The sequence below is a fragment of the Acetobacter sp. genome, from assembly GCF_047721705.1.
GTDB lineage: Bacteria > Pseudomonadota > Alphaproteobacteria > Acetobacterales > Acetobacteraceae > Acetobacter.
This window is the reverse complement of the sequence record NZ_JBDNXK010000131.1, coordinates 1-2,844: the sequence shown is the minus strand read 5'-3', so window position 1 is coordinate 2,844 and position 2,844 is coordinate 1. Positions and strand designations below refer to the sequence as shown.

Here is a 2,844-nt window from a genome sequence, read left to right as displayed (position 1 = left end):
GAGAATGAACGTCTTCATCTGGAGAACCGAATTCTGCGGGAGGAGAGGGAAATTCTAAAAAAGTCCCCAGTTCTTCGCGAGCCAAAAGCCATGAGGTTCGCCTTCATCCATGGACATCCGCATGCTATAGTCAATCAAGAGGTTGTGCTAGCACTACAGTTGCATTTTGTATTGTGAGTGAGAGCGCATAGCGTTTGCCTGATGTTTTCGTCGAAAGACGGACCATCTGAGGATATGGGCGACGGGTAACCTGCGTTGTGCAAGCTTTACGACGAAGCGCCTGATTTCCTGTATGGACCAGCGGACGAGGACGATCGTGTCCTGCGCTGTGTTTTTTTTGGTTTCCGTGAGTTTGCCTGATACCGGACACTTGCCATGACGGCATAGGCGAGCATGACCAGAGAGACATGCCGATGCCAACCATGCCAGGAGCGGGTTTCGTTGTGATCAAGACCGAATTCGTTTTTGGCTGTCTCGAAACATTCTTCGATCCTCCAGCGCGTCCCTTCAACGTTCACGAGTTCCTGCATGGTTGTCCCTTTCGGGCACCAGGTCGTAAAATAGGCTAGGTCTCCATCGCCTATACTCCGACGGATCAACAGGCCGCGTGTCCATGGTCCGGCAATAGGGCAGTCAAATTCTTCAGAATCCAGATCAGCAAGCGCAAGATACGCCCAGTCATACAGCCGCTCACCTTTTGTGCCGTGTCCCGCAGATAGGCGGTACCAGTCCTGCTCTGGGAGGTTTGCAGCAATATCTTTGGCTTCTCCTGCAATCAGCGGGTTGGTTGCCCATGACCCGAACCAGTGATTGCCTTTGACGCCAAGGACATATCCAACGCCTGCCCGACGAAGCGTGCGTTCCACATCTCCCACGCCATAAACGCTGTCTGCTGCAACCCAGCGGAAGGGCACACCGGCCTCAATACTCCGCTCAATCATCATCGAGGCTAACGCCGGTTTGGTTGCAAACACCACGTCATCGGGAACGTGGGCCTGCTTCAGGCGCTCACGGTCAGATGTCCAGTCTTTCGGGAGATACAGGGCGCGGTCAATAAAAGCATGGCCCCGCGCCGATACATAGGTGGCAAATACCCCAATCTGGCAGTTCGTGATCTTGCCGGCAGATCCCGTATACTGCCGCCCCACACCGCACGACGCCTGACCCTTCTTCAGAAAACCAGTCTCATCGACGACCAGAACGCCATCGTCAGTGCCCAGATGCTCGATCACATAATTCCTGACGATGTCACGTAGGGCATCGGCATCCCAGCGCCCGCGCCCCAGAAGCGCCTGCTGCCGCCAGGGACCAGGATCTCCTACGGCTTCTGCCCGCATCCATCCTGTCTTGCGTGGATCATTGCCAATTAAAACATCGAGAAAAGAACACGCTGAATCCGCGACACGCTTTTGCGTAAAGAGTGGAACAATCCGCTCCTTGGCTGATCGAAGCGAACGCACCCATAATTCCAGCGTCTCTTCAACAGACGCACCACCGGTCATCATATCCTGAATCATGGGTATCCATAGAGTCAGAACTCAACACAAAATGCAACTGTAGTGCTAGGGCGTGTCGTCAGTTAAGTCCGAGAATTGCGGCAACAAGTTGCACTGCTGCGATGAAGGTTGATTTCAGCTTGTCATATCGTGTTGCAATGCCTCTGAACTGCTTCAGTCTGGCGAAGAACCGTTCGATGATATTTCGTTTTTTATAAATTGAAAAAAGGGTTTTTCGTGGACAGATACGATTTTTCTTTGAGGGAATAACTGGTGTGATCTCCTGCTCTTCAAGTTTTTCGATGAGGGGATCGGCGTCATAAGCCTTGTCGGCGATGAAGGCCGCGGGATCGACTTCATTGAGCAATGGCTCTGCTTCAGTGATGTCGGCCCTTTGTCCGGGCGTCAGGGAAAGAGCCACAGCCTTCCCGGCGGCATCGACAATGGCGTGGATTTTCGTGGTCAGTCCGCCACGGGACCGCCCGATGGCCTGATCCACCCCCCTTTTTTACAGGCGCCCGCACTATGCTGGTGAGCGCGGACAATCGTGCTGTCGATCATCATGTATTCGTTGTCATAGTCAGCAGCTAGATGCCGGAAAATCCGTTCAATCACACCGCTTTCACACCAGCGACGCAGCCGTCGGTGCACGTTCTTCCAGTCCCCAAAGCGGACAGGCAGGTCACGCCAGGGAATGCCTGCGCGATAACGATATAGCACGGCTTCGATAAACAGACGGTTATCCGCAGCCGTCCCACCGACATAGCCTTCACGACCGGGGAGAAAATCTTTTATCCGCTCCCATTGACCATCGCTCAGACCATACCGTCGCATTCACACTCTCCCTGAAAAACAGAGAGAAAACATCACAGATCAGGCAGAAGTACAAGCGGCATAAGCATCCCGCTTAACTGACGACACGCCCTAGGTCACATAGTGACCGGGGGTCTGGGGGGATTTTTTTGATTTTTTGACCAAAGTATCGATTGGGCTTTTTGTGAGACTGGTTGTGTCCCACCATATAACCACACATTTCATGGAAACGCTCAGAATTGCCACATCATAAACATTTTACCCTTCAGGCATATAATCCTGCCCCTTAAAGGTTTGTCGTTGCTCCATATGTCTTATGTCGTGTTTTCCAAGCTATCCCGCGTGATGGAAATACCGGGTTTTTCCAGAACCTTGGTTTTCTCTGGATTTTGGCATGATTTCCCTTTTTATCTCCATTGCTCAACAGGTTTTTATGTTGAGTAACGCGCTGTTTTTTCTTCTCATAGTCAACACAAAACCCTGTTGACCATTCCACAAAAAACATGACAACCATCCAACATAAATAATAAAATAC

At 51.7% G+C, this 2,844-nt stretch carries 3 protein-coding genes and 1 pseudogene; 1 reads left to right on the top strand and 3 read right to left on the bottom strand.

All coding sequences use genetic code 11. From position 1 onward, the window contains the following. Positions 1-117, top strand: a pseudogene (locus tag ABF824_RS15160) (IS3 family transposase); the annotation flags it as partial. 149 nt (positions 118-266) lie between these two features. Here the strand turns inward: ABF824_RS15160 and ABF824_RS15155 are convergent. The 3 genes from ABF824_RS15155 to ABF824_RS15145 all read right to left on the bottom strand — a co-directional run. Beyond that, on the bottom strand, positions 267-1,517 hold the full coding sequence (locus ABF824_RS15155; RefSeq protein WP_415489824.1) for an IS701 family transposase: 1,251 nt from the start codon (positions 1,515-1,517) through the stop codon (positions 267-269). Between the two features lie 58 nt (positions 1,518-1,575). Beyond that, positions 1,576-2,330, bottom strand: a protein-coding gene (locus tag ABF824_RS15150; protein WP_415489823.1) for an IS5 family transposase whose coding sequence is annotated in 2 segments (ribosomal slippage) — positions 1,576-1,994 and positions 1,994-2,330 — 756 coding nt in all. Because the reading frame shifts where the segments join, the coding sequence is not laid out codon by codon here. A gap of 265 nt (positions 2,331-2,595) precedes the next feature. Beyond that, positions 2,596-2,844: hypothetical protein (locus ABF824_RS15145; RefSeq protein ID WP_415489822.1), on the bottom strand; the 249-nt coding region annotated here is incomplete at its 5' end.